Source organism: Thalassotalea litorea (assembly GCF_005843925.1).
GTDB classification, from domain to species: Bacteria; Pseudomonadota; Gammaproteobacteria; order Enterobacterales; family Alteromonadaceae; genus Thalassotalea_A; species Thalassotalea_A litorea_A.
This window is the reverse complement of record NZ_VCBC01000011.1, coordinates 153,910-179,511: the sequence shown is the minus strand read 5'-3', so window position 1 is coordinate 179,511 and position 25,602 is coordinate 153,910. Positions and strand designations below refer to the sequence as shown.

Below are 25,602 nucleotides of genomic sequence, written 5' to 3'. Positions count from 1 at the left end.
GAGATCGAAAATAAGAACAAGTATTCACAAAACCTGTGATAACAAGAACAATGGGGATTCTATGGATAATCTACTTTATCTACCACCTGTCCTGGGCCTAGTCGGCCTGATCTTTGCGTTTATTCTCTATACCATTATCAAGTCTTATAAGCCTGGAAGTGCTAAATTAGAGAAAATCGCCAGTCAAATTCATATTGGCGCGATGGTTTTCATGCATCGAGAGTACAAGATGCTCGCCATATTTTCATTAGTACTTATCGTACTTCTATACTTTTTCGTCAGCCCGAATACGGCTCTGGCCTTTTTTGTCGGCGCTATTTCATCTGCTTTGGCTGGATATATTGGTATGTTTACGGCAACCAAAGCCAATGTCCGAACCACCAATGCCGCGCACGAACAAGGTGCAGGCCCGGCACTAACGGTAGCATTTTTTGGCGGTTCCGTAATGGGACTTTGCGTTGCATCTCTCGGTTTAATCGGTCTGGGCACGCTTTATTGGTATTTCGGTGGCGACCCTGAAACCACACATTACATTCATGGTTTTGGCATGGGTGCATCAACCGTCGCATTATTTTCCCGTGTCGGTGGTGGTATCTTTACGAAAAGTGCGGATGTTGGTGCCGATTTAGTCGGTAAAATTGAAGCTGGAATTCCAGAAGATGATCCGAGAAATCCAGGCGTTATTGCCGATAATGTCGGGGATAATGTTGGTGATGTTGCGGGCATGGGCTCTGATATTTTTGAATCCTATTGCGGTTCGATGATCGCATCGATTGCGATTGCCTCGACCATGGCTGTCGACTTACTCGGTGATCGTAATGCCCTTATGGCATTGCCATTAATGCTCGCTTCCCTTGGTTTAGTCTGCTCTATTCTCGGTATTTTAATCGTTAAAGTAATGTCCGGAAGTAAAGCGGAATTGGCCTTACGAGCCGGGACAATCTCTGCCGCAGTTATCTTCATTGTTGCTTCCTATTTCCTTATCGACTGGTTTGGTATTAATTCAGCGATTTGGGGTGCCGTTTTAGTAGGTGCGATTGGTGGTATCGTGATCGGTCTGGTTACCGAGTTTTACACATCAAGTTCACCGGTGAGAAAGATTGCACGTGCCGGAGAAACAGGACCCGCAACCGTCATGATCACTGGATTGTCGGTGGGTATGGAGTCCGTGGTAGTGCCAATATTAACGATTTGCGCCATTATTTTTACCTCGACCCATTTAGCAGGATTGTATGGGGTTGGTATAGCAGCCGTTGGAATGTTAGCAACCGTGGGCATTACTATGGCCATTGACGCCTACGGACCTGTCGCAGATAACGCGGGTGGTATTGCAGAAATGGCTGGACTTGGCGAAAAGACCCGCGAGATTACCGATTCTTTAGATGAATTAGGGAATACCACTGCGGCAATCGGTAAAGGTTTCGCCATCGGTGCAGCAGCACTCGCCGCGTTGGCAATTATTGCCGCTTACGTTGAAACCATGGGAGCGAAAATCGAAGATTTCAACCTTCACCTTGGCGACCCACAAGTACTGATTGGTCTGTTTATCGGTGGTATGGTGCCGTTCTTTATCGCATCAATCACTATGACTGCAGTTGGTGATGCCGCCTTTACGATGATTCATGAGATCCGCCGCCAATTTCGTGAAATTGATGGTTTATTAGAAGGCAAAGCGGAACCCGATACTGCCCGATGCGTAGATATTGCCACTACTGCCGCATTAAAGAAAATGATCCTGCCAGGTGTCATTGCCGTTGGCGTGCCGGTTATTGTTGGTTTTGGCCTAAGCCCACAAGCCCTGGGTGGCACACTAGGTGGCGCATTACTCGGTTGTGTATTAATGGCCTTGATGATGGCAAATGCGGGTGGTGCCTGGGACAACGCGAAAAAATATGTGGAAAAAGGTAACTTAGGTGGCAAAGGTTCTGAAACCCATGCGGCGACCGTGGTTGGTGATACCGTCGGTGACCCGTTTAAAGATACCTCAGGTCCATCGATGAATATTTTGATTAATGTTATGGCAATTGTATCGCTGGTAATTGCACCAGTTTTATAGCGCAAGCCATACAAAATAACCGAAAAAGGGAGCGATAATGCTCCCTTTTTTATGACTGGATGGCATCAAGCGCTATGCGCGCCCTGCAAGAGCCTACAATGTCGTTTGCAAGTTGAGCGCAAATTTGAGAATCTGTTTAGTTACATCGCCCGGGTTTAAGAAGCGGCGAGCTTGCATTAAAAATAATAATTCAGAGTATTAACAACATATGAAGCGCTCCATTTACACAAAGGTTTTTAAACTCCTATCTACTATTTTACTGGTTACTGGGGCGCTATCAGCGCCTTTGTCGGCAAAAGAAAATCGTGCACAGAAGCTTGAAGAATTCGGTGCGTTGATCGTAAATGTGCTTAATGAGCGTGATGCCGAAGCTTTTTGTCGCCAAATAGATTTCAACGACTTAGCCATGCGAGCGGCGAAAGATATTTTTGACAAAAAATCCGAGCAATCCGATTATGCCAGAGGTTTTAATAAAAGCTCGGCACAAATTTGTGAAAGAGTTGTAGCAAATCTTGAGTACGCTGAGGGTAAAACAAAGTTTCGTGGCATTGTCGAGCGTGATGGCCAGAAAAGAATTGTTGTTCGATTTGATTTGGGAGATTCTGGCTTTGACTATGTTGAATATCGAGTTAAAAGTCTGAACAACGAGTATCAGATATTCGACTGGTATCAACTGACTACTGGTCAGCTGGTCAGCGAGACTATTGGCGCCATGTCAAAATTGATGATGGATCCTAATCCTGGGATCTTGAAAAAGCTGTTAGACATTAAAACAATAGACAAAGACCTGTCGAGTCAAATGACAACAATGTTTCAGGCATTTCGCGATAAACGATTCAAAGACGTACTGACTGCGTATGAGTCGCTGCCCGATCCAGTGAAGTACTCTCGCATCATCATTACCTACGCTATGGCAGCGGCGAATCATTCCGGAGATGAAGCCAAATACAAGGGTATGTTATCGGTATTAGCAGAACATCACAGCAGCGATCCTTCCGCGGCATTTATGCTAGTCGATTACTACTACTATCAAGGGGACTGGGATAAGGTTTTGGCTTCTATTGATACACTTGAATCGAGATTTGGTAAGGATGCGATGCTTGAATTACTCAAAGCGAATGTGTACTGGGGCAATGGTGATTATCTGAGCCTTGAGCAACACGCAAAAAACGCCATTGCAATGGAGCCTGATTTCGAAGATCCATATTTCACGCTAGCACAAGGCTATATTGAACTGGAACAGTTTGAAAATGCGACCAATATTTTTGACCTGCTCGTAAACAATTTTGGCTATTACTTCAGCAAAGAAGAATTCGCTGCTGACCCAAGTTTTTCTATATTTGTCGCTTCTCAGGCTTTCGCAAACTGGGCTCATATTCACGAGGATTAATTTGCAGTAGCGGGGAATTTATCTACTGACAAAGACTAAAAATGACATTTAAATTTCCAATATTAATATCATTAATTCCTGTATTCATTGCCATCGCGGTCATACTAGCAGGCGTATATACTCGTTATAGAGATGGTAAGAGCACCGGCATTTATGTTTCCTTGGCCGGCTTTGGTTTTCTGGTGTTGTTCGGTCCGATGCTGTTTTTGGACACGGTTAAAGTATCGAGCAGGCAAATCGTTCAAAGTACTGGCTTTTGGTTTCATCAAACTCAAAAACACATCAACCTGACGCAAACACAGTACATTGAAATCAGTGGCAGCGAAGATGGTAAAGGTAAAACCTTAATCGTTTGGAAAGCATATAGTGCAGATGGTAGTGTTCATATCGTAGATCCAGGAGATTTATGGGAAAGCAACACGGAAGAAATTGTAGGCTATTTGGCTAATCAGGGTTTCGAGGTGAGGCAAATAAAGTAACCAAACACGCAATCAAGTAACACGTTAAAAGTTTACTACCAGAGCAGCGTCTGCAAAGTTTTGCTTTAGCTGCTCTAGTTTTATACCTAAGCACATTTAGCTGGTTAAATCCCATCCCCATCGGTATGCAATCCACATTCGCGTTGCATGCCATTAAAGCGAGTATCCTGCTCTTCCATTTGTGCAGATAAAGGCAAGCTCGAATGCTTATCGCCAACCGAGACATACCCTTGCTCCCATAAAGGGTGGTAAGGCAGATTATTGGCGGTAAGATATTCGTGAACTTGTTTATTACTCCAATCAATAATTGGGTGCACTTTAAAACGCCCACGGATCACCTGCAATACAGATAGACTCTTGCGATGATCGGTTTGACTGCGACGCACCCCGGAAAACCAGGTATTTACATTCAATTGTTCAAGCCCACGTTCTAGAGGTTCGATTTTATTGCGCTGGTTATAGTCTTTGAGAGCGACTTCATCCTGCTGCCATTGCTCACCATAGCGAGCACGTTGCCAGGCTGGGGAGATATCTGCACGAACGACATGAAGATTTAAGTTAAAACGTCGAGTGAGATCATCAATAAAGCGATAAGTCTCTTCAAACAAATAGCCAGTGTCGGTCAAGATCACCGGAATATTGGGTTGAATCTGCGTCATCATATGCAACATGACTGCAGACTGAATACCAAAGCTTGAAGTTAAGGCAAAGTGGGTGGGCAGGTTTTCTAATGCCCACGCAACTCTCTCAACAGCCGATTTTTGTTCGAGTTGCTGATTCCATTGCAACAACAATGAATCCGGCAAGGAAGCTGGAAAGCGGTTATTTACCGCGAGATTTGTCATAATCATTACCCATAAAAGTCAGTCGCACTGACTTTCACTTCGTCTACGATCCCTTCTCGAATGACAAAGTCACCAAAGCCTTCTTCATCATTACGTTTTTCAACCCACAACCCTATCAACTCATCAATGTCAGTCAATATCTGGCTGGAACTGATATTATCTTTGTACAGTTTCGGCACTCGGGTTCCGGCAATGTTGCCGCCCAGGTACAGATTGTATTTGTCTGGGCCGCGACCCACTAAGCCAATTTCTGCGAGCATGGCGCGACCACAACCATTGGGGCACCCTGTTACGCGAAAGATGATATGTTCATCTGCAATCCCATGTTTCGCTAACAAACCTTCAATTTGCGTCACATATCCGGGTAAAAAGCGTTCAGCTTCTGCCATCGCCAGCGGGCAGGTTGGAAACGCCACACAAGCCATAGAATTTTTACGCTGATTACTAACCGTTGCATCCATTAAGCCGTGAGTTACGGCGATGTCTTCAATGCGGGCTTTATCTGCTTCATCAACACCAGCAACAATCAAATTTTGATTGGCCGTCATACGAAAATCACCTTGGTGAATTTCGGCTATCTTACGCACGCCGGTTTTCAGTGGTGCCTGTTCGGTATCTTTGATGCGACCGTTTTCAATAAATAACGTTAAATGATGCTTATTATCGACACCTTCAACCCAACCAATGCGATCGCCGCGTTCGGTAAATTGATAAGGTTCTGATGCCGCGAATTTAATACCAGCACGGTTTTCCACTTCTTCTTTGAAACGATCACTACCTACACGATCAAGAGTGTATTTGGTTTTCGCGTTTTTACGGTTAACGCGATTTCCCCAATCACGCTGTGTGGTTACAACCGCGGCAGCTACGTCCAGCGTTTTCTCTAGCGGAATAAAACCGAAATCATCGGCACGACGCGGATAGGTGGATTCATCACCAAATGTCATCGCCAGCCCACCACCGACAAGAACGTTAAAACCGATAAGCTTGTCACCATCGCCAATAGCAACAAAGTTCAGGTCGTTAGCGTGCACATCCACATCATTTTGCGGCGGGATCACAACCGTGGTTTTAAACTTACGAGGCAGATAGGTTTTGCCTAAAATCGGCTCAACATCATCATTCGTCTGTTCAACTTTTTCGCCATCCAACCAGATTTCCGCATACGCTTTGGTTTTAGGAAGTAAGTGCTCGCTAATCTTAATGGCCCAATCATAAGCTTCCTGATGCAGCTTAGATTCCACTGGATTCGAGGTGCAAAGCACGTTGCGATTGACATCACCTGCCGTTGCGATCGAGTCGATTCCAATTTTATTTAACGTTTGGTGCATTAACTTAATTTTTGGCTTTAACACCCCGTGAAACTGGAACGTCTGACGAGTAGTTAAACGAATGCTGCCATAACTGGTGTGATCATCGGCGAAGGTATCAATGGCAAGCCATTGCGCTGGGCTAATGACCCCACCGGGCATACGGGCACGCAACATCACATTATGTAATGGTTCCAGTTTTTGCTTGGCACGTTCCGCTCGAAAATCTCGGTCATCCTGCTGATACATGCCGTGAAAGCGTATTAACTGAAAGTTATCGGACGTAAAGCCACCGGTGATTTCATCGGTTAGATCGTTGGCTATGGTACCGCGCAGATGATTACTCTCGGTTTTTATCCGTTCGTTTTCAGCCAAAGTACCCTGGACAATAACGTCTTCTGGAATATTGCCTTTCATTAATAAACGTCCTTTTGATAGCGTTTTTCAATTCGCATTTGTTTCAAATAGTCTTCTGCTTGCTGTTCGCTTTTACTACCTTGTTCGGCAATGATCTCAACCAATGCCTGGTGAACATCTTTCGCCATACGTGACATATCACCACAAATATATAAATGAGCGCCCTGCTCAAGCCACTGATACACTGCTTGTGCATTTTGCTTTAGCTTGTGCTGAACGTAGACTTTTTGTTGCTGATCACGTGAAAAAGCGACATCTAGACGACTCAGCTCACCGGATTTCAAATAAGCCTGCCATTCGGTTTGATAAAGAAAGTCCTGAGTAAAGGTTTGATCACCGAAGAATAACCAGCTTTTACCATCGGCATCGCGCGCACTGCGCTCCTGCACGAAGGCTCGAAACGGTGCGACACCGGTACCCGGACCAATCATAATGACATCGGTGCTGTCATTTTCGGGTAAACGAAAGTTATTGTTGTGTTCAATAAACACGTCAATTTCATCATCCGCCTGCAATTGCTCAATCAAATATGAAGAAGCGGTACCCGCACGTAACTCGCCGTCGATGTCAAATTGCATCAGTCCCACGGTTAAGTGCACTTCTTCATCCACTTCCTGCTGCGAGGATGCAATTGAATACAAACGAGGCGTTAATGCCGGTAGCAAATCAATCAATTCCTGAGCCGATAGTTGTCCCGGGTATTGTTGAATGATATCGACAAACTGTATTTGGTTTATCAGCTTTCGGGTTTGCTCACCATCGGCAAGAATATCTGCAAGCGCTTCGCTGTCAGATATCTGCTGCCAACGAATTAAAGTGGCTTTTGCTAACGCACCAATCTCTCGTTTACTCACCAGAGCCTGAGTCAAATCAAGTTCTGCGCCATCAATATTGACGAGTTCACTGCCATTCAATCCCAAAATCTCTAAAATTTTTGCAACTGCAGTCGCTGAATTTTTTGGCCAGATCCCAAGGGCATCACCCGGTTGATATTGAATACCGCTATCAGCCAAATCAATTTCCAAGTGTTGTACCACTTTGTTGGAATCGCGGCCGGTGATTTTCTGGTTTTCCAGGATCACCGCAGTGTATGGGCTTTCCTTGGTATAAGGGCTAGCGTGTATTGAGCTTGCTGCTTCATTACCGGCAACCGGAAGTTGCACAACCTGAGCGGTATTGGCGGCAAATAGCTCTTTTACTTTTTCAAGCTGAGCGGTTTGCCAGACATCAGAGTCAGATTGATAATCTACATCACAATCAACACGTTCAGATAATCGACTAGCGCCTAGCTTTTCCAGATACTGGTCAAAGTCTTTACCTGTCTGACAATAAAATTCATAGCTTGAATCGCCAAGTGCCAGTACAGAATACTGCAAGCTTTCGAGCTTAGGCGCTCGTTTGGAAGATAAGAAGTCATGTAAAGCCATGGCATCATCCGGTGGCTCACCCTCACCATTGGTACTGGTGATGATCAATAAATGGGTTTCATTCTTGATATTTTTTGGCTTGTAATCGCCCATGTTAACCAGTGTGGCGGCAATCCCCATCGACTCGGCGTTTTGCAATACCTTTTCTGCAACACCTTTGGCGTTACCGGTTTGCGAGCCAAATAAAATAGTAAGACTCGACTGAGCTTGAGCAGCGGCAGCTGGAAGCGCAGCGCCCCCCTCGCCTTCACTTTTGGCAGCCAGGTAACCACTGGCCCACGCCAGTTGCAACGGCGAATATTGATGGATAACCTGCTGTAACTGCTTGAGCTGATCGGCGCTCAAGCTGGCAGCGTTATCATTGTTTGCTTTAACCAACATGCTTTGTCCATAAATAGAGACGGAAGAATAATGGCTAAAGGATAAACATTGCTCAGTAAAACTTAAAAGAATAGATAACCATTTTTTATTCCAAAAAAGCATACAAGAGTTTATCAGGATGATTTTGAATTGTGTTAAAACCAGCGGGTTTCAGGAATACTACGAGGTTTTAGGGATTTTTCGCTTCGAATGACGTATTTTACATAGTCATGCAAAAATTAAAGAAGCTTTGACCATACTCGTATATCCACCGAAATAGTGAAACACACTAAGTGCAAATTAACAGTTACCCCGTTAAAGGTAAGTAGCAAGCCCGTCAAAAACACCAAGATTTTGGTGCTAAGAATTCCTGAAAAAGTTGAGAATTTTCACAAATATTCCTTCTTTTTCCGAGAAATTAGTTGATTTCAAAAATAGGAATCTTAGTTAATGCAACGGTATAAAATTCCTGAAATTCCCGAAACCTGAAATTTTGACAATTGTGTTAATTATCCCGATGCAATAAAAAAAGGAGTTTGATGCAAATGGCATCAAACTCCTTTTTTAAAAACATCTGTCGTTAAAGCTGAAAAATGTACATGTTTTTCGAAGATACGAACAAGGTATTTTCGTCCGCGGATAAAATCATTTTAATGCGAGAAGTAGGCATGTTTATTGTCTCGATATCGAAGCTTCCCACAGCTCTGTATGAAACAGCTTCAGGGCTTTGTAGTAAATCACCTACCTCGTACTCCCGTATCAAACAAGAGTATTGTCTACCATTGCCTGTGCAATACAAGGCGTAAGCCAAATCTCCCGCTTTGTTAAATTCTATAGTTTCTATCGTTTTCCCATCTTCAGTAATTGTAGGTAACGACAAAGCAGAATTAAATTCCGAATCAAACACATTCAATACCCGGTTTTGAGCAGAGCCATCTGCAGAAGCTAAAAGCAATGTTCTTTCACCGGTTAGATTAACTTTCTTTCCTGCACTGGTATCGGTCATTCCCTCATACGTTTTATGCTCTTGTGTCAGGAGATTGTATGTCGACAGTGGAAGACCACCGGAGTGAGCGATCACGAATACTGTTTTATCTCGGCTTAAAAGCGCACTTGAATAATTTGCTTCAAGAGTGTTCCACGTAGTTTCTTCAGTTTCAATATCTGTGCTAACCAAATAGTCTTGATAATGGTTAACAGAAACAAGTTTGCCGTTACTGTCTTGATATACCTGCTGACCGACATGACCAGGTAAATCGATTTCTTTGATAAAATCGTAATTATTAGCATTGACCATGGTTAAGGAATCATTAGTAGCATCTTGGATTAAAAACAGATAATTACCATCATTACTGACCAATACACGATCGACACTTGCATCGATATCGATAGCTAGAGGCTCCCATTTACCGCTATTATGCTTAATTGCGTGCCAACTACCATTTACCTGCCAGTACAAAATGTCCCGAAAAGCATCGTATATGCCAGAAGTCCCATTGAATCCGGAATCACCAAGTACAAGGAAATCTGTTGATGCTGCTTCATTGGTTATTTGTTCTTTAATCAATATTTCAATTGGTGCTGACTCTACTTTAGAGTTTTGTACCACTTCTAAAGAACCCGATTCCATTATTGGGTTAGCAACTAATTCGATTCTATAAGGAGATAAGTGACGAATTGCCGTGACATCCAGATTTGAAAATTTCTCATTTAGGCTAGCTACGGTTTGATTTTGCAATCCACAGCCTATCAGGCTTGCTTGAATCGGTTTGCCGACGTGATGCACCTTAGGGAAGAGGTTGTAAAATTCTCCATCTCCTCCTGCTTCATAATTTACATCGAAGTAGTAAGCTTTATCTAATCCTACAGAGCTGTCCTGGGTAACCTTTACTCGAGCACTATGTATTCCGCAAGAGGCGACTGAAGTTGCAAAGTTAACATTCAGCTTGTCACCATCAATGGCATAATCCATGTGTAACCAATCGGATTCGTCACCTTCATAAGAGGTAAGGAATGAAATTGAATCGGAGGAAATATCCAGGCCTTTGTAATCAATTTCAATCGAGTGGGCTTCAATTTGATGGCGATCCGCCAACTCTACATCTCGGTCAGGTACCGACGGTTGCTTAACAATATGGTAAGTTAGCTCTAAAGAGTCTTCGCCAAACACCTGATTACAATTGGCATCAAAACAGCCATATATTGTCAGAGTAGATTTGTATTCTCCTAATGGGAAATACAGAATGGGCTGCAAAGCCTCTAAGGTAATGGTTCCATTATTGGAGTTAACAATTTCAGCGGAGATATCAATGATAATGTTTCTGGTTTGTTCAATAACAAAATAAGCGTTCTTACCTTTTGCAATCTCATCCCTTACTTTATTAGAGATTCGTACCGATATATCAGCTGTTGGATAGGCTTGGCTTCCTTCGTACTCATAAATACTCACGGAATCCTGTGCGATCGATAAACCGGCGTCCCCGCCCTCCTTTGAAGAGCTACCTTCCGAACCGCCACATCCGGCAACAAATAGAGTCAACAAAAAACTCAAGAGAATCCTGTGTGATTTGGACTGGATATAAAACATCATCCTAATTTCCTTTATTATTATTAAAGTTAGAAGTTCACTAAATTTTTTAGTTAATACGCGCCTTGCATCAATGAAAGTGCAACAAAACGATAGTTTGTCGCCTTCCATACATCACTACACGTAATAAAGAATCAAAATCCCCGCCAACAGGAAAGCGACCCAGAGCACCATGGTTTCAATCGGCCAGAGTTTGGCAAAGTAACCTTTGGGCTGGTTTTTATCGTCATCGTAAGACATTCTGATTAATCGTCGGATGCCTATATTTGCCAGTCTTTCCAGCTTATTCATCATTTGCATGACGGAATAGTAAATGGGCACTACAAACCCAGGCGTTAGTTTGCGATAAAACCAGTCGGTATCGAGGTTGGTCGAAGGCAGCTCTGGCGGATACATATTCCTTAAATTTAACCAGGCAAAGGCAAGTGCGGAGAAGAATAGCAATTGCAATTGGGTTAGCACATGGGTTATGTCATAAGGTTGGTAATCAACTTCCCATGGCAGTAACGCATAAACGGTTTGTGCCGGGAAGGTACCTATGATGATACATAGCGTCGCGGCAATCGTCATCGCCGCTAACATGTTCTTTGGCGGCTCCGTAGTACGAATACCAGAATCATGGGCGAAGAAGGCAAAATATGGAATTTTAATACCTGCATGGTGGAATACACCGGCTGCTGCGAATAATAACGCCAACCAGACATAGTCATAACCCTCGGCAACCGCAGCGCTCATGATCATCGATTTCGATACAAAGCCACTAAACAGTGGGAACGCCGATATCGATGCGGCGCCAACAATACAGAGTATCGTGGTTTTCGGCATGCTTTTATACAGCCCGCCAAGCTCCGAACCGTTAATGCGCCCCGTCATGTGCAGCACCGCTCCCATGCTCATCATCAACAAGCCTTTAAAGATGACATCGTTAAAGGCGTGGGCAACGGCACCGTTTAGGGCTAATGAGGTACCGATACCAACACCAACGACCATAAAGCCGACTTGGTTAATCATGCTGTATGCCAATACCCGACGCAAATCGTTTTCGATTACCGCGTAGAAAATTGGGAAACAGGCCATAGTTACCCCAATCCAAACGAGTAGTTCGGTTCCGGGAAAGCCTCGGGCAAGTGAATAGACGGCAACTTTAGTGGTAAAAGATGCCAGGAAGATTGCTCCGGTAGGAGTCGATTCCGGATAGGCATCGGTTAGCCAGTTATGGAAAAACGGGAACGCACATTTGATCCCAAATGCAATAAATATTAACCAGGAACCCAGCTTTAAGATGCCATCATGTTCAAGACCGATTTCTTCAAACCGGACACTACCGGTTTGGGTAATAAAAATTACCGCGCCGGTCAGTAGTAAAACCCCCGAAAGCACTTTCATCACGATATAGCGCATTCCGGCACCATAGGCACGATCAGTGCGGCGGGCCCAGATCAAAAATACTGAGGTTAATGCTAACAATTCCCAAAAGATAAACAGGGTAATTAAATCACCGGCAAATACAGCGCCGACAGCACTGGCCGCATAACTTAAGCCCGCAACATGCTGCATGGTATCTTTTAAATGCAGGGCATACACTACGGCGATAAACGCGGCTAAATGGAACAGGTAGCCAAACATCAGGCTGAGTTTATCAACTCTTACTGGCTCGAGTTCAAGTCCCAGTAGTTGAAAAGTCCAGTAAACCCCGGGATCTATTGCTGCGAGTTGTAATGCGCCCCAAACAGGCGCCAATAACATGATGACGCTACGCAGATGACCACGCAAAAATATCGCTGCGAGTGAGCCGATTAACAGTGGTAGAAATGGCGGTAACTGTGGCAATAACTCTAGCAGGCTACTTATCATAGTAGGTTTCCTCCCGCATCAGGATTTTTCGCATCACTTTGGCAATCAATACCAAAATTACACAGCCTACAAAACCATATATGGCGTAAAACGCCGGAATATTTTCCCAGTCATGATAAATGTGGCGATGGACGATAAAATCGGCGACCACCAACAACACACAAATTACATAGAACACTTTAAGTATCATGCTGATATTTTCTGGCTTCTCGAAAAAGCCCGGTTTGTTATGCTCGTCACTCATCTATGACTGTCCTCTAAACTCGGTAGACACGTCAGGTATCAAATTAATCAAATCAATAATCGGCTGTGGATAGAAGAACAGTGCCACGCAAGCAGTTGATGTTATGCCGATAGCAATCAGGCTAGGTAATGGCGTTTTTATCGTTTCAGCTCTGCTCCATGGCTGTTGATTTTCATCCGGCGGGGTTAAGAACGCTTTTATCGGGATAGGTAAAAGGTAAACAATATTTAACAGCGTACTTATGGTTAACACCACCACAATAATTAACTTATCTGCCTCTAATGCGCCTGCAACCAAATACCATTTACTCCAGGTTCCGGCCATCGGCGGTAAACCGATGATGCTAAGCGTGCCAATCGCAAAAGCGACCATAGTTAACGGCATTTTTCTGCCCAGACCTACCATTTCACTAATGTTCTTTTTGTGAGAGGCCACCATGATGGCGCCGGCACAAAAGAATAAGGTGATTTTGCCGACCGCATGGGTAACGATGTGCAGGGCAGCACCTGCCGCTGCAATGGAAGATGCCAGTAAGGCACCAACAACAATATAGCTCAGCTGACTAACCGTAGAATAGGCTAACCGCGCTTTTAAGTTGTCCTTGGTCATGGCAACACATGATGAAAGTAGAACCGTTGCCGCAGCGATATAAAGCATCAAATCGGTGGTCATTATCTGACTTAGGTTTTCGATACCAAAGATATAAATAACCACTTTTAGAATGGTAAATACTCCGGCTTTTACCACGGCAACCGCGTGCAATAACGCACTTACCGGAGTAGGTGCAACCATCGCCGCAGGCAACCAACGGTGAAAAGGCATCAATGCCGCTTTACCAATGCCGTAACAAAATAGCACAAGCAGTAGCGCAATCAGGCCATCTGACTGTACGTCGGTGAAAATACCGCCAGGGGTAAAATCAAGTGTACCGGCGCTAACCCAGGTACCTAAAATGGCAAACAATAAAAATGCGATGGAGGTACCCAGTAAAATACCCAGATAAACTCGCCCGCCACGTTTGGCATCATCAGTACCGGCATGGGTAACCAGAGGGTACGTCGACAGCGTCAGTAATTCGTAAAAGATAAATAAGGTTAATAGGTTAGCGGAAAAACAAATTGCCATAACCGTACTGATTGCCAGAGCGAAGCAGACATAAAATCGGGTCTGGTTTTGTTCATTATGACCACGCATATAACCAATGGCGTATATGGTGGTAATGATCCACAAAAAGCTGGCGACTAACGCAAACAACACACCTAAAGGTTCGACGGAAAATGCAATTTCCAACCCGGACAATAAGCTCACCCAGGTTGTCGCCATCGTTATCTGATTAAAGGTGTTATCAGTAATACCTAATACTAAGGTAAACAGAGTAATGGCGGTTGCAATCGACACAGTCTCACGAAGATTTGGGTATTTACCGGTTAATACAACAAGTACAGCGCCAATCAGCGGGACAATGATCGTAAGGTTTATCAGTAAAGAAGGTTCCAGAGCAGACCAGATATTCATCGCGCGGCTCCCAATTCAGAAGCCGACTGAGAAGCCGATTGAAAAACTGCTTGAGCACTAGGTTCAAACAACCAGTTAGCTGCGGCATCGGCAGCGGTAACGCTAAGTGAGGTATCAATACCAAAGTAGATATTAGCGACAGCCAGGATCCACATCGGCACTAGCATCATTAATGGTGCTTCTTTTATGGTTTTGTCAGAAGCGCTCTGTACAGGATCTTTAAAATATGCCGCTTCAAGAATTCGGCCAATATAGACAATCGCAAGTAATGAGCCAATCAGCACTAAAAATGCAATCATCCAATGTTGCTGCTCTAGCGCAGCCGTCACTAAATACCACTTACTGACAAAGCCAGCGGTAAGTGGCACGCCAATAATACTTAAACCCGCTATGGTGAACGCAGCCATGGTCCATGGCATTGTTTTACCGAGACCTCTAAACGCCTTAATATCGGCCGAGCCGGTTCGCATAAATACCGCGCCAACTGCCATAAACAGTGCGCCTTTCATTAATGCGTGATTAAAGATATGCAGTAAACCGGCCATCAGGCCAGCTGTCGTAACCAAGCTAATACCGAGGATCATGTAGCCAATCTGGGCCACACTACTGTAGGCGAGCATGGTTTTAACATTGCTTTGCACTGTGGCGACAAAAGAACAGTTGAAGATAGCGACAATCGCCAGAACGAGGAGAATAACATCCATCCCCATGGAATAGAAAACGTATTCAGCGCCATAGATGGTAAAGATAAAGCGAATCATGACGTATACCGCAACTTTGGTCGCGGTACTCGCTAAAAACGCACTTACTGCCGATGGTGCGTGAGTATACGCCGGCGGTAACCACATATGCAGAGGGAATAAGGCTAGCTTGATACTCACACCGACAAGAATAAAGGCAAGGCCGGTATTCAGGGTGCGATTGTATTCGAATTCTCCGATTCGAGCGGCCAAATCCAGCATATTCAATGTACCGGTTTTCATATACATCATGCCGACACCAATGAGTATGAATGTGGCACCAATGGTTCCCATTACCAAGTATCGGAATGCCGCAGTCAGCGCTCTTCTGTCAGATGCTAAACTCACCAGAGTATAAGTGGCGAGTGAAGAGATCTCCAAAAATACGAACAGATTAAAAGCATCACCGGTTGTTAAGATCCCAGATAACCCGGTAAGGCACAATAGATGCGCGGTATAAAACAAGGTGTGTTGGCTTTGAGGGATTTCTGTCGCAATGCTGTCTTTTGCATACACAAGAACCAGCGTTGAAATACCGGTAACAACACTTAAAATCAAAGCGTTGGCAACATCGAGGCGCATTTCAATGCCCCAGGGCGGCTCCCAGCCACCTAAGGCATAACTCAAAACGCCCTGATCTAATGTCACCATCAATAACGAAACGGCAATACAAAAACTAATACCACTGACAATGGTTGCCAGTAACCAGGCAAGCTGACTTCGGCCTAAAAGCATACACAAAGGTGCCGCAATCAACGGCAGCACTATGGGTAAAACAGGAAAGTGCTGTTCAAACATCAGATTAGCGCGTCCTTGTCTTCAAATTCATTTTCTTCAACGGTACCGTAGGCGCGTTTTATTCTTACCACTAACGCAAGACCAACGGCCGTGGTAGCGACGCCAACGACGATGGCAGTAAGAATAAGCACATGGGGTAACGGGTTTGAATAACTGGTTATACCATCAGCAACGATTGGTGCGCTGCCGCCCTGTACTTTACCAATTGAGATATACATCATAAACACGGACGTCTGAAAAATGTTTAGCCCAACAATTTTCTTCACCAGGTTATTTGCAGAGATAACAATGTAAAATCCTGCCATCATTAAAAATACAACTATCCAGTAGTTGTAATAATCCACTATAAAACTCATTGAATGTTCGTCCTTTCTGCTTGCGCAGCGAATCCATAAAAAATACCGAGCATGGCTGCGAAAACCGTTATACCGATACCGAATTCGATAACAATAATGCCGATATGCTGGCCCACAACCGGATCGCTGGCCAGAACGTTGTAATCGAGGAAATTACCGCCTAGGAAGAAACTTGTCACGCCAGTCCCGGCGTAAATTAGTACACCCAATGCGGCCAGAACCTTCAGGAAATTGGGTCGAACAACATGGGTGGCCAGCGGTAAACCAAACACCAGGGCATAAAGAATAACGGCGGCAGCCGCAATAACCCCGGCCTGGAAGCCCCCGCCGGGGCCATAGTCACCATGAAATTGTACGTATAACGCGAACAATATCGTCATCGGGATCACTAACTTAGCGACCACTCTCAATACAAGGTGCGACTTTAAACCAGAATCAATGGCCACACCACCCGGCTTTGGCATCCCTAACAGGCTCAGCACCCCAATTGCCGCAGCAAAGACCACAGCGGTTTCACCTAAGGTATCAAACGCTCGGTAACTGGCCAAAACGGAGGTCACCATATTCGGTAAACCGATTTCTTTAGGAGACTCTTCGATGTAGCGAGGTGCCACGTGTTGATGAGCAGGGTTATCGGGATGACCAAAAGGTGGCATATCCAAGGTGCCGTATATTAATGCTGCACCCGTTATGATAACCACCAACAGTGGTAGCAATGCGGTATGGTTATTGGCTTTTTCTTTTCGACCGGTTAACGCCAATGTGCCAAGCATAAGAACGGTCGATATCCCGGCACCAACGGCGGCTTCAGTAAATGCCACATCAACGGCATCAAGGTTTACGAAAATCAGAGCCGAAAGAAAACTGTACAAACCAAACAGCATAACTACCGCGAACAGATCTTTTAAGAAGATAACCCGCAAAGCCGTTATTGCCAGCATGCCGAGCAAGACCAGGTCTATTAACTCAACCATTAGTCATTGTCCCCTTTTTTACTCTCGCGGATTTCTGCCAAGGTTAACAGCCCACCGTGTCTGGCAGATTTAGCCAAGGCATGTGATGCGGTAGGACTGGTTAACAACAGGAAAATCAAAATAAACAGAAGCTTAACGGCTACCAAATCAAAATCAGTACGTAGAATCAAACCCGTAATGATTAAAATGGTCGCAATCGAGTCGGTAACACTAGCGGCATGTACCCGAGTAAAAAAATCTGGAAATCTGAATAAGCCAATAGCACCTGTGAGACTAAAAAAAGCGCCTAATATCAACAAGATTGTGCTGATAACTTCCAATATCATTTGGACTTCTCCTGTGTGTCCTCATCCGGTTCTGATGCTGTATATTCGAAAAAACGCAGTACAGCTATCATGCCGATAAAATTAATTAGCGCATAAACAATGGCAATATCGAGGAAATCGGGACGCCCATTAAGAAAACCCATTATGGCGATAAACAAAGCGGTTTTGGTACCGACCATATTCACACCCAGAATGCGATCGTAAACGGTATCAGCTTTCAAAGCTCTGGCCAATGCCAGTGCCATTACCGAAAGTATTGCAACCGAAGTTGCTGCCAGCGCTAACATCAGTTTTTCTCTCCTGTTGCCTTTGCAATCTTGCTCGCCATTTCACCTTGTTGTAGCGACTTGATGGATTTTTCATCAAGCGCATGAACCGTTACATAATCATCGTCAATATCAACGCTCAGCGTACCTGGAGTCATAGTGATCGAGTTAGCATAGAGCACTCGGGAATGTTCCGGAATGTCAGTGACAGGTAATTTAGCCGTGGCAGGAGACAGTTTTTTAGAGCTACCCCAGACTAGCTTTGTAACTTCCAGACTAGATAACACCACCTGGCCGATAAGCCAGACGATATAACGGAAAAAACGAAGACTGAAAGACAGCTGTTGCGGCTCTTTATCTGTTTTATCCATTCGCCAGATTAACAGCACCACCAAGGCAACGGATACCAGGCCAAATCCCAGTAACAGAGGCTTAAAATATCCTGACAGCAATAGCCAGAATATTGCGAGTATAAGTGTCCAGGTTGTTAAGTAAATTATTGTTTTTCTATCCATAAGTGACTTTGAATACATTTTGACAACCTACCAAGGTAGCAAAATCATTTTTTATCCATTAGTAATGTTTTTACTGAATCGTATTTATATTATTTGGAAGTAAGGATGCGTGACATTATCTTACAGCAGATTGATTCACTCGCATAAGCGGAGCGTTATCGCCTGACTTCATTAACCAAACTGTTAACAAGGTTTTCTAATTCTTTTTTGCATTCTACTCAATTAAACTACTTGTTACTTGTTACTTGCGATGATCAAAGAATCAGTGCGTAAATGGTGTATCACTTTCTCAGCGACATTGCCTATCAACATGCCTTGTAATCCTCGCCTACCCAAACTCCCCATAATGACCAGTTCCGCTTTTAGCTCATTGGCACAATGAGGAATCGCTCTCTCTGGAGCCCCTGCTGTAACGTGCAGTTTTACATCGGGAATGTCATACCCATTAAGTAATTCAGTGAGTTGCTCTTCCCCTTCAATGCGGTGCTCCCGTGCATACTCCTGAACATCAATAATGTCCAATTCCCTTAAAATATTAGAAACTGGTAAGCTATATACCAGATGTATGGAGCAATCAAATTTCTGCCCCCATTTTTTTGTCCATTCCAGAATAGCATGATTTAATTCGCGATGAACGTCATCTTTTGCCGCAGGGTCGATAGCCGCAAGAATCACATGCTTCTTACGCCAACCTTGTTGACTGGCAATAAGCACAGGTACCTGCAAGCTACGAATCAACGCCCAGTCGCAAGGCGTATGAAATAACGTTTCTGAACGATGGCCTGCCTTCACAACTAAGTCGAAATCTTTTTCATTGGTGTAATCGACAACCCAATTAACAATGTCGTCGGTTACCACAACCTGACTTTTAATTGAGCCTTGTGGTTGATGGTTAGCAAAAACTTCCGTTACAGAATCTGCTAAAATTTTGCTTTGCTTATCTACACTGACTTCATCGTGTTGTTCAGTAGCAGTGATTTTGATAAAACGTACCACATCGATTTCAGTCCCTAATGGACCTGCAATATCACGAGCTTTCTTTAACGAGCAATTATTAGTTTCATTAAGATCGGTGATCACTAAAATCGATTTAGGCATAGCTATCCTGCAAAATTCAAAACAACAATTAATCTATAGAGTAAATATTACCTCGTCAAGACAGCTGCATGCTTTACAAGCAGGGCAATAGGCCTGCATGCATGTTAACGTTATGAATAACATTAACATATTTAGTCCGCGAACAAAGAGGTTTCCCCTAATCCCTAGCTAAAAACAAAGAAATGTAAATGAATGTGAATAGCCCTGCAATAGCACACATTTTGAGTTGATAAGCTGGCGTATATGTTAGTGAGCCGCCGCGTTGAACTTGAATTTGACTGTCTTCAGGGCGTTGTAGTGACATAGTGATTTCCATTGCACAAGGGAATTGTGTTCCTACAGGACCATAATCATTATCGGTTACGGTAAACGATAAAGTTCTAATATTTAGACGTGCAATCTCATCTCATTAAAAATGATGGCAGTGTTTAAATAGCGGATTACCATCAAACAAACCCAACTTAAGGCTAACGACACTACCACCCACATCAAAATGATTAAAGGCACACCAACTCTGACAAAATCACTAAACGAATAACGACCTGCATTCATAACCAATAAGTTAGTTTTATACGCCACAGGCGTTGCATAACTGAGGTTGGCGCCAAATAACAGCGCAAGAACAAACGGCTCCGGTGAGGCTCTCAACTGCTGGGCAACCGAAATCGCGATTAGCGTTCCGATAACTGTAACGGCAGTATTCGAACAAAGAGTGCATGCACTCTTTGGTAATAAAGGTTAATTATTTAAAATTAACCCGGCCACGGGAACAATCAAGGCAACATTTCCACTTCAATTGGCGTGAAAAACCCTCATTTTTGTTGAGTTAACTGTAACCTTTGTATAGGCATCGTGGTACTGCAGACTTGAGAGTACCCTAAGAACTTTGCTATCTTTCCCCTAACGTTTTCAACAAAGAGTTTTAGTTATGCCAAAGGCAAGTGAAATTAAGAAAAATGCCGCGATCGAATTTAATGATGGCGTTTACATTATTAAAGATATCGAGCGTTCGGTGCCCCAAGGGCGTGCGGGCGGAAGCTTGTACCGCATGCGTATGTACAATGTGGTTACAGGTCACAAAATTGACGAAACCTTTAAAGATTCAGAAATGCTGAATTTTGCGGATTTAGTACGTCGACCAGCAACATATTCCTATGTTGATGGTGATGAATACGTGTTTATGGATGACGAAGACTACACGCCGTATAACATCAACAAAGAAAACATCAGTGATCAGGTGCCATTTATCACTGAAAGTACTCAAGGTATCTATGCCATTATTGTTGATGAAAATCCGGTCGGAATTGATTTACCTGCAAGTGTTGAACTTGAGGTGACTGAAACCGAACCATCGATAAAAGGTGCGTCAGCAACATCGCGCAACAAACCGGCAACGCTGTCAACAGGTCTTACGATCCAGGTTCCAGAGCATATTTCTTCTGGCGATATGATCAAAGTGAACACCGAAGAGCGCAAATTTATGGGTCGTGGCGACAAATAGTTTTATTCCCTAATAAAAAAGCTAGCTCAGGTCTACCTTAGCTAGCTTTTTTTGTTTTATGTCTTTATATGACGGCTATTTAGCCACATAACTAAACGATTTACTCAGGCCTACATTGTCACTCGAATTGCCGATAAGAACCTTAAATTCGCCGGGTTCTGCTAGCCAGTTATTTGTTTTTTCATCCCAGAATGACATATCGCGTTTATCAATCTCGATAACCACATCCTGACTTTCACCAGGCTCTAAGAAGACTTTTGTAAAGCCTTTTAATTCTTTATACGGGCGCTTAACCGTCGAATGAACATCATGCAAATATAACTGCACCACTTCCGCACCGACGCGGTCTCCGGTATTTTGAACATTTACCTTAACTTTAAAACTGCCTTCACCGGCAAACGTATCCGATGGCAGGCGTAAATCACTGAGCTTAAAATCCGTGTAGGATAAGCCATGACCAAAGGCGAATAAGGGCTCTATGTTTTGCTGTTCAAACCAACGGTGACCGATAAATACGCCTTCTTTGTATAGCGATTCAACTTTATTGTAATCATCCAAAGCAATCGCTGGAGAATCTTCAAGACGTTTCGGGAGGGTCATTGGCATCTTGCCGCCGGGGTTTACATCACCAAATAACACATCGGCAAAGGCATTACCGGCCTCTTGCCCGCCGTACCAGCCCCATACAATCGCTTTGGCGTCCTGCTCCCATGGCATTTCAACGGCAGAACCTGCAACTAAAAATACTAACGTATCCGGGTTTGCGGATAACAACTTACTGATGATTTCATCCTGGGAATTAGGTAATTTCATATCGGGACGGTCTATCGCTTCGCGATCATCGCCATGGCTCAAACCACCGAAATAAATTACCGCATCGGCATTTTTCGCCGCGGCAAGATATTCCTCTTCCGACGCAAACAAGCTACCCGGCGCATCCCAACCAAGCACATATTCGCCACTACCACTGTAGTTGATGGTGAATTCGTATTCCGTGCCGGCGGTTAGCTCCGCCTCAGCGGTAAAACTCTGTTTATCGGCGCCTGTTGACTCAGTAATCACGGAATCACCATTGATAGCAATATCGATATCGCCAGCAACTTCCAGGTTCAAGGTATGTATCCCGGACTGTAAAGGCTTAACCTGAGCCTTCATGGTCACATAAGTCTGCTCAGCATTTGTCGCTTTGTATTCAGAGTTAACAATCCAGTTTTCGCTAACCAGCTCATTTCGTTCTGCATCCTTATAATACGCAACCGTCCACGCTGGTGTTCCGGTCCAGTGACGACTGGCAATGTAATCGGCAGCTATTGGCGCTAAAGAACTGGAGCGCGCTCGCATCACCTGGATATTCACACCTTCCCCTAACGCATTTTTCAGCCCTTCTAGCGGTGTTACTTCGTACAAAGATTTAACTTCTGAAGAGCCACCACCCTGGCCATGTTTTTTATCGGTATTGGGACCAAGTACCAAAACATTCTTCAGCCTACTTTTATCAAGAGGCAGGATGTTGTCCTGGTTTTTCAGCAGCACCACACCATTCGCGCCAATGGTTCTGGCGGCTTGCTGATGCTCTTTGGTATTGCGACTGCCCGCCATGCGATTTTCATCGAATAAGCCAACACGCTGCATCAATCGCAAGACCCGACGGACTTTATCGTCTAAAACCGATTCTTCAATCTTGCCGTCTTCAATCATTTTCTGAAAAGGCTTGGCCAGAAAGTAATCGTCGTAATTTTCAACGTTGGTACCCATTTCCAAATCCAGGCCGTTAACAGCCGCATCATAGGTATTAATATCGACATTCCAGTCGGTTAACAGTACTCCATCAAAGCCCCACTCACCTTTTAAAATATCCATCACCAGATGTTTCGACTGGTTAGCATTGGTACCACGAAATTCGTTGTACGCGCCCATGATGGAATAAACGCCACCTTCTTTAACCGCAGCTTCAAACGCCGGCAGATACACTTCCCTTAACGTTCTTTCATCCGGTTTAGCATTGACGCCAATACGGTTTAGCTCCTGAGTATTGAGCGCATAGTGTTTGGCATTGGCCGCCACATCATGGCTTTGAATGGCTTTCACTTCTGGCACAACCAAAGTGGCAGCCAAAAATGGGTCTTCACCCATATATTCAAAATTACGACCATACAAAGGCAGGCGAGCCAGATTAATTCCCGGACCTAAAATAATGTCTTTGCCCCGCTCTCGGGCCTCTGCACCGAGCACATTACCATGCAAGGTCGCCATGGTTGGATCCCAGCTTGCGGCAACCGAGGTTAAATGCGGTAAATACGTTGAGTGATCATCATCCCAGCCAGCCGAGTCCCAACTGTAACGTTCGATTTGATGACGAACACCATGGGGACCATCAGATAACCACAATTCTGGGATCCCGAGTCGTTCGATAGTATCAATATGAAACTTACCACTGGCATGCACCAGGGAGATCTTTTCTTCCAGGGTTAATTGCTGCAAAAGCGTTTCTACGTTGCTTTCAACATCTGCGAGTCTGGCCTGTTTATTCGGGTAGCTTGTTATCGCCTCAAGATTGTCCGCACCTTTAGAAGATGCCGAACTATTATCATCCGATGATGGCGCTGGGCTACAAGAAGCAAGCGTAATTGCTACCGTAGCCGTCAGTAATTTCACCTTATTCATAATCAATCCTAAATCCAATCGTTAATCTGTTGTTAATGCTTTTTGCCCTTGCGGGCCATGCTCATCTTCATCCGAAAGTCTATCCCACCACATCCGTTTTAAGTAGGCGGATGTCACTACGGCAACACCCAGAGCGATATAAAGTTCGGTCCATGACTGAATCACCAAAAATATCGCAGTCGCGGTTAATGATGTGTGCCAGACAATGCCAACGACAACGTTGGTAATGTCGCGAACAAACTGTCGGTTTGGCTCAAAATCTGGTTCGCTGCTTTGGATCTCAGCAATGACCGGTTGCCAGAAGCCCCATGGACGGGTTTTTTTATAAAATTTCATTAACGTTTGCATGTCTTCAGCCGGCGTTAAATACGTAGCAACAATACACCCGATAAACGACGTGACAAATAGTATTGGGAAACCTTCTAAAGGAGAAAGGTCAACAAACGCTAAAGGAATGGTTGTCACCAGGCCGGTTAACATACCGAAGAAATAACCATAGCCATTGAATCGCCACCAGTACCACTTCAGCATGTTCGCAGCGGTGTAACCGCCCCACAGCGCCGACACTAACCACATAATGATTTCATTTAGCGATGGTACAAACAAACCAATGGCCGTGCCGATAACTACGAATATTAACGAAACCAAATAACTGACTTTGACATAGGTTTTATCGTCCGCGTTCGGATTCATGTATTTTTTGTAAATATCATTGACCACATACGCAGGGGCGGCATTGGTAGTTGCGGCAAATGTCGACATAAAGCTGGCCAGTAAACCGGCGACTACGACGCCGAGCAATCCTGTCGGAATGTAATTGCTCAATGCGAACGGCAGAATTTGTTCAAAGTCCACATCCGGGCCCATTGCGGTTAAATCCGGAATGAAAAACGCCAGAGCCAAAACAGCAAGACCGGTGATCATCATATAACGAGGGATAATCAAGACAACGTTAACAAACCAACTCATTTTCGCCGCTTCCACAGGGGTTCTCGCAGAAAGTATGCGCTGCATATCATAGTTTGGCGCAGGTCCTGCCATGCTCGACAAAATGCCTTTAAACAAGACCAACATCATAAAAATGGTGAATAATGAATAGCCATCATCGATGATGCGTTGATTGGCAGAATCGAGAATGCCACGCCAGTCCATATCGAGTTGCCAGCCAAAACTAAGGTCATACCATCCAGCTGGTGTCACGGCCGCCAGCATCTCTGGCGAAACCTGCATCATCGCGATAACACCAATCGCAATACTCGCAATGGTCATAATAAAGAACTGTAAAACTTCGGTAATAACAACCGAGAACATCCCGCCTTTAACCACATAGACGGTGGTTATTGCGGTAAAGATAAGTCCGTAGGCAATTTCATTATGACGAGGATCGACCGCAAGTTGCCAGGGTAAAAACGCGGCAGCGAATTTGCCGATGCCGACAAAGCCATAGGCAAGAAAACCCAACACCGAAAACAGCGCAAATATAACGACAATTAAATGACTTAGTTTGGCCCCCTTCCCCTCACCAAAGCGAAAAGTAATCCACTCGGCGCCGGTCATCACCCCAGAGCGGCGCAGCCAGACAGATAAAAATATCATTAAAAATATTTGGTTAAAGGTAGGCCACAACCACGGAATATATATGCTTTTCAGGCCATAAATAAACAATAGATAGACCAGCCACATCGTACCGCTGATATCAAACATCCCGGAAGCGTTGGATAACCCCAGGTAATACCAGGGGAGGGATTTTCCCCCTAAAAAGTAGCCTTCAATATTTTTCGAGGCGCGTTTGGAGATCCAAAAACCCACCGCTAAGGTGGCAATTAAATACAAGGCAATGATGCCTAAATCGAGGGATGTTAAATTCATTATTATCGTAG

General features: G+C 44.3%; 20 protein-coding genes and 1 pseudogene. 4 read left to right on the top strand and 17 right to left on the bottom strand.

What is annotated here, in order from left to right; genetic code table 11:
- The first annotated feature begins 61 nt into the window (after nucleotides 1-61).
- The 3 genes from FE810_RS12260 (at nucleotide 62) to FE810_RS12250 (ending at nucleotide 3,925) form a co-directional block, all read left to right on the top strand.
- Entirely contained in the window at nucleotides 62-2,056 is a 1,995-nt protein-coding gene (locus FE810_RS12260; protein ID WP_138320349.1) for a sodium-translocating pyrophosphatase, read from the top strand.
- A gap of 208 nt (nucleotides 2,057-2,264) precedes the next feature.
- Nucleotides 2,265-3,446, top strand: a complete 1,182-nt coding sequence (locus FE810_RS12255; RefSeq protein WP_138320348.1) for a tetratricopeptide repeat protein — start codon at nucleotides 2,265-2,267, stop codon at nucleotides 3,444-3,446.
- Between the two features lie 41 nt (nucleotides 3,447-3,487).
- Nucleotides 3,488-3,925: a hypothetical protein gene (locus tag FE810_RS12250; protein ID WP_138320347.1), complete on the top strand. Its 438-nt coding sequence runs from the start codon at nucleotides 3,488-3,490 to the stop codon at nucleotides 3,923-3,925.
- Between the two features lie 104 nt (nucleotides 3,926-4,029).
- Here the strand turns inward: FE810_RS12250 and FE810_RS12245 are convergent, their stop codons facing one another.
- The 15 genes and pseudogenes from FE810_RS12245 to FE810_RS12175 all read right to left on the bottom strand — a co-directional run.
- Nucleotides 4,030-4,770, bottom strand: coding sequence for a phosphoadenylyl-sulfate reductase (locus FE810_RS12245; protein WP_246037045.1), 741 nt, complete (start codon nucleotides 4,768-4,770; stop codon nucleotides 4,030-4,032).
- A gap of 5 nt (nucleotides 4,771-4,775) precedes the next feature.
- The gene (cysI, locus tag FE810_RS12240) at nucleotides 4,776-6,497 is read right to left on the bottom strand and encodes an assimilatory sulfite reductase (NADPH) hemoprotein subunit (RefSeq protein ID WP_138320345.1); all 1,722 of its coding nucleotides are present in this window, start codon (nucleotides 6,495-6,497) and stop codon (nucleotides 4,776-4,778) included.
- On the bottom strand, nucleotides 6,497-8,305 hold the full coding sequence (locus tag FE810_RS12235) for an assimilatory sulfite reductase (NADPH) flavoprotein subunit (RefSeq protein ID WP_138320344.1): 1,809 nt from the start codon (nucleotides 8,303-8,305) through the stop codon (nucleotides 6,497-6,499). Before FE810_RS12235 ends, cysI begins: the two co-directional genes overlap by 1 nt.
- 559 nt (nucleotides 8,306-8,864) lie before the next feature.
- Entirely contained in the window at nucleotides 8,865-10,874 is a 2,010-nt protein-coding gene (locus FE810_RS12230; RefSeq protein ID WP_138320343.1) for a hypothetical protein, read from the bottom strand.
- Nucleotides 10,875-10,988: 114 nt separating this feature from the next.
- Nucleotides 10,989-12,725, bottom strand: a complete 1,737-nt coding sequence (locus FE810_RS12225) for a Na(+)/H(+) antiporter subunit D (RefSeq protein WP_138320342.1) — start codon at nucleotides 12,723-12,725, stop codon at nucleotides 10,989-10,991.
- The gene (locus tag FE810_RS12220; RefSeq protein ID WP_138320341.1) at nucleotides 12,715-12,969 is read right to left on the bottom strand and encodes a hypothetical protein; all 255 of its coding nucleotides are present in this window, start codon (nucleotides 12,967-12,969) and stop codon (nucleotides 12,715-12,717) included. Before FE810_RS12220 ends, FE810_RS12225 begins: the two co-directional genes overlap by 11 nt.
- On the bottom strand, nucleotides 12,970-14,484 hold the full coding sequence (locus tag FE810_RS12215) for a proton-conducting transporter transmembrane domain-containing protein (protein WP_138320340.1): 1,515 nt from the start codon (nucleotides 14,482-14,484) through the stop codon (nucleotides 12,970-12,972).
- Nucleotides 14,481-16,022 (bottom strand): monovalent cation/H+ antiporter subunit D family protein, encoded by a 1,542-nt coding sequence (locus tag FE810_RS12210; RefSeq protein ID WP_138320339.1) that lies wholly within the window; start codon nucleotides 16,020-16,022, stop codon nucleotides 14,481-14,483. Before FE810_RS12210 ends, FE810_RS12215 begins: the two co-directional genes overlap by 4 nt.
- Complete coding sequence (locus FE810_RS12205; protein WP_138320338.1) at nucleotides 16,022-16,378, bottom strand: cation:proton antiporter subunit C; 357 nt, start codon at nucleotides 16,376-16,378, stop codon at nucleotides 16,022-16,024. The genes FE810_RS12210 and FE810_RS12205 overlap by 1 nt, the downstream gene beginning before the upstream one ends.
- Nucleotides 16,375-17,352 (bottom strand): DUF4040 domain-containing protein, encoded by a 978-nt coding sequence (locus tag FE810_RS12200; protein ID WP_138320337.1) that lies wholly within the window; start codon nucleotides 17,350-17,352, stop codon nucleotides 16,375-16,377. Before FE810_RS12200 ends, FE810_RS12205 begins: the two co-directional genes overlap by 4 nt.
- Complete coding sequence (gene mnhG / locus FE810_RS12195) at nucleotides 17,352-17,678, bottom strand: monovalent cation/H(+) antiporter subunit G (protein ID WP_138320336.1); 327 nt, start codon at nucleotides 17,676-17,678, stop codon at nucleotides 17,352-17,354. The genes FE810_RS12200 and mnhG overlap by 1 nt, the downstream gene beginning before the upstream one ends.
- Entirely contained in the window at nucleotides 17,675-17,965 is a 291-nt protein-coding gene (locus FE810_RS12190) for an MrpF/PhaF family protein (protein ID WP_138320335.1), read from the bottom strand. Before FE810_RS12190 ends, mnhG begins: the two co-directional genes overlap by 4 nt.
- On the bottom strand, nucleotides 17,965-18,459 hold the full coding sequence (locus tag FE810_RS12185; protein WP_171022349.1) for a Na+/H+ antiporter subunit E: 495 nt from the start codon (nucleotides 18,457-18,459) through the stop codon (nucleotides 17,965-17,967). The genes FE810_RS12190 and FE810_RS12185 overlap by 1 nt, the downstream gene beginning before the upstream one ends.
- 234 nt (nucleotides 18,460-18,693) lie before the next feature.
- Nucleotides 18,694-19,557 carry a universal stress protein gene (locus FE810_RS12180; protein WP_138320333.1) on the bottom strand — a complete coding sequence of 288 codons (864 nt, stop codon included), beginning with the start codon at nucleotides 19,555-19,557 and terminating at the stop codon, nucleotides 18,694-18,696.
- Between the two features lie 387 nt (nucleotides 19,558-19,944).
- Nucleotides 19,945-20,256: pseudogene (locus tag FE810_RS12175) on the bottom strand (SLC13 family permease); the annotation flags it as partial.
- 229 nt (nucleotides 20,257-20,485) lie between these two features.
- Here FE810_RS12175 and efpL point away from each other — a divergent pair.
- Nucleotides 20,486-21,058, top strand: coding sequence for an elongation factor P-like protein EfpL (gene efpL / locus FE810_RS12170; RefSeq protein WP_138320332.1), 573 nt, complete (start codon nucleotides 20,486-20,488; stop codon nucleotides 21,056-21,058).
- 75 nt (nucleotides 21,059-21,133) lie between these two features.
- Here the strand turns inward: efpL and FE810_RS12165 are convergent, their stop codons facing one another.
- Together FE810_RS12165 and FE810_RS12160 are read right to left on the bottom strand one after the other, a co-directional pair.
- Complete coding sequence (locus tag FE810_RS12165) at nucleotides 21,134-23,722, bottom strand: glycoside hydrolase family 3 C-terminal domain-containing protein (RefSeq protein WP_138320331.1); 2,589 nt, start codon at nucleotides 23,720-23,722, stop codon at nucleotides 21,134-21,136.
- A 21-nt stretch (nucleotides 23,723-23,743) separates the two neighbouring features.
- Nucleotides 23,744-25,591 (bottom strand): sodium:solute symporter family protein, encoded by a 1,848-nt coding sequence (locus FE810_RS12160; RefSeq protein ID WP_138320330.1) that lies wholly within the window; start codon nucleotides 25,589-25,591, stop codon nucleotides 23,744-23,746.
- Nucleotides 25,592-25,602 lie beyond the last annotated feature (11 nt).